Source organism: Candidatus Caldatribacterium sp., from assembly GCA_014359405.1.
GTDB lineage: Bacteria > Atribacterota > Atribacteria > Atribacterales > Caldatribacteriaceae > Caldatribacterium > Caldatribacterium oleiphilum.
On record JACIZN010000174.1, the window covers coordinates 1 to 2,589 of the forward strand.

General features: G+C 53.5%; 4 protein-coding genes. All 4 read right to left on the reverse strand.

The window, feature by feature from the left end:
• Positions 1–321 (reverse strand): Hsp70 family protein (locus H5U36_10005; GenBank protein MBC7218438.1); only part of this gene is annotated, 321 nt, incomplete at its 3' end.
• Entirely contained in the window at positions 318–626 is a 309-nt protein-coding gene (locus tag H5U36_10010) for a hypothetical protein (protein ID MBC7218439.1), read from the reverse strand. The genes H5U36_10005 and H5U36_10010, both read right to left, overlap by 4 nt.
• A complete protein-coding gene (locus tag H5U36_10015) occupies positions 623–1,399 on the reverse strand; it encodes a ParA family protein (GenBank protein MBC7218440.1) in 777 nt (258 codons plus the stop codon). Before H5U36_10015 ends, H5U36_10010 begins: the two co-directional genes overlap by 4 nt.
• Positions 1,400–1,405: 6 nt before the next feature.
• The coding region (locus H5U36_10020) for a chemotaxis protein CheA (protein ID MBC7218441.1) at positions 1,406–2,589 on the reverse strand (1,184 nt) is incomplete at its 5' end.

Here is a 2,589-nt window from a genome sequence, read left to right on the forward strand (position 1 = left end):
TCCTAAGAAGTCAGAGGCGTACTTTTTCAGCTTGCGAAAAATGAGTCCCCCGATTTCGGAGGGAGTGTACTCCCTCCCGAAAATTGTGTAGCGATGACCTGTGCCCATTTTTCGCTTTACCCGAAGGACGGTTTGTTCCGGTCGGGCCAGGGCCTGAGAACGAGCGAGCTCTCCTACAAGGACCTGGTGGTCGTTTTTGAAGAACACCACCGATGGAGTGAGGCGTGCACCTCGCTCATTTACAATGACCTGCGGTTGCAGGGTTTCATCGACGTAAGCGACAAGAGAATTCGTGGTACCGAAATCTATTCCTACAATCACTTTGCATCACCCTCAAGGATGACCAGATTCTCTCGAGCTTCCGCGTTATCGGCATCTTCCTGCAATACCTCCCGCAAAAGCTCTGCTGCTTGCTTTATAAACCCGTGTTCAGCAAGTATGACTGCGGCGTTGTTCAGGGCCTTCGTCCGAAGGGTGCCTCGTTGCTCAGCTACTTTCATATAAAGGTGGAAAGCCTCGAAGACCTCACCTTTTCGGTCGTGCTCCAAGGCTTTTTGAAAAATGGCCCGTTCTGAATCCCTGGAGAAGAATACCTCAAGTCCTCTCCCCAGGGGCTTTCGACTCATTTTCCCCCCACCCTTTCCACGAGTTTGTCCGTAATCTGTCGAATGTCCTGGGCAGCGCGGCAGCGAGGGGCGTACCGGTGAACGGGCACCCCATGACTTGATGCTTCTACTATCTTGATATCCCGTCGAAGGGGAGGGAGTATTTTCTCTTCTCCAAAGGTTTGAGAGAGTTCCTTGATTATTTCTCGGGTGATTCGAGTCTTTGTTTCGAACATCGTTGGAATGATGCCAGAGAATTCCAGTAGAGGGTTCAGGCTCGCGCTCGTCCGGTAGTAAACTTCCATCATCTGTGCAAGGCCAACGCCCGAGAGGAAATCGACCTTTGTGGGGATGATAAGGTACTGAGCCGCTGCGAGAGCGCTGAGTGTTACAAGCCCCAAAGAGGGAGGGGTATCAATGAAGATGTAGTCGAAAGAGCTCTCAAACTCGAAGAGGAAATCTCGAAGGACGAGCACCCCATCCGTAACGTGGTTGAGCTCAACATCAAGCGCTGCCAGTCGTGAATTGGACGGTATGAGAGTACAGCTACCCGTGGAGAGGAAAAGGTCTTCTCTCCACGTTTTCTTTTCAATAAAGTCAACCAGCGCCTCGTACATCCCGTATCGAACTTCCAGAGGGTTTGTTCCGAGGTGTACAGTAGCATGGGCCTGAGAGTCGAGGTCAACGAGAAGGCACCTTTTCCCCCGGTCAGCCAGGAGGGCAGCAACGTTCACCGCTACCGTCGTTTTTCCTGTTCCACCCTTCCGGTTCGAAAAGACCACAATTTTTCCCATTACTGTTCACCATCGTACGAGCCGCAGCGGATTCAGAATCACCACAACGGAGCCATCGCCCATGATGGTGACTCCCGAGACCACTCCATTCCCCCGCATGTACCCCGGGATCGCCTTCATAAGGTACTCCCCTTCTTCCACAAAAGCGTCAACAATCAGGGCGCACGTCTCTCCCTCACCCCCAAGAACCACAAGGGGAACAAGGTTGAAGTCAAAGCTCCTTTTCCAGAGGTCGATTTTGGTGTCGAAGAGCACCTCTTCGGCCACCACAAGGGGCAGGACCTCGCCTCGCACCTCGACGAATCGCCCGTTGAAGTATTCTCGAAGGCGTTCCAGGGGAACCTTAACCGTCTCACGGACAAAATCAAGGGGCAAAATGTATCGATCGCAGGCAACACGGACCATGAGGCCTCGTACCACAAGGAGCGAAAGAGGAATGCGCATCCATATTTTGGTCCCCTGTTGCGGAATGGTCTCAATACCAACCTGTCCACCCATGCTCTCTATGTTCGTTTTGACAACATCCATACCCACACCGCGTCCAGAAACATCTGAAACCACCCGGGCGGTGCTGAAACCCGGGGCAAAGAGAAAGGAGAGAATCTCTTTGTCGGGCAGGCGGAGCGCCTCGTCGGGGGATACAAGACCCCGTTCTACAGCTTTTAACCGAACGGCTTGTACATCCACGCCTCGTCCATCGTCCTCTACCTCTACGAAGGCATACGCTCCCCGGTAGTAAGCCCGGAGGACGATTTTCCCTTCCGGAGATTTCCCCAGCCGTTCTCGCTCCTCTGGTGGCTCGATACCGTGGTCCACAGCATTCCGCACGAGGTGCGTCAGGGGATCGGAGAGTTTTTCGATAACAGTCCGGTCGAGTTCTGTTTCCCCGCCTTCCACAAGAAGTACAACCCTTTTTCCTAAGGATTTCGCCAGGTCCCGCACCGTACGTCGGTATCGGGAGAAGAGCTCCCCAATTGGGACCATGCGGAGCGAAAACACCATGGACTGAAAGTCCGTGCTGAGTCTTTCAAGGCTGGAGGAAATGCTTTTTGCTTCCGGGAGAAGTGGCGAGGACTCCTTCTCCATCTGTTTCACGAAAGACCGGGTGGCATTTTTGAGGGCGAGGAGTTCTCCCACGAGGTTCAGCATTCGCTCGAGCTTCTCACTATCCACCCGGACGGTATGAGTTG

What these genes read in the sequence shown, in the direction of transcription:
- H5U36_10015 (MBC7218440.1), bottom strand. Translation starts at nt 1,399, where the DNA reads ATGGGAAAAATTGTGGTCTTTTCGAACCGGAAGGGTGGAACAGGAAAA.
- H5U36_10010 (MBC7218439.1), bottom strand. Translation starts at nt 626, where the DNA reads ATGAGTCGAAAGCCCCTGGGGAGAGGACTTGAGGTATTCTTCTCCAGG.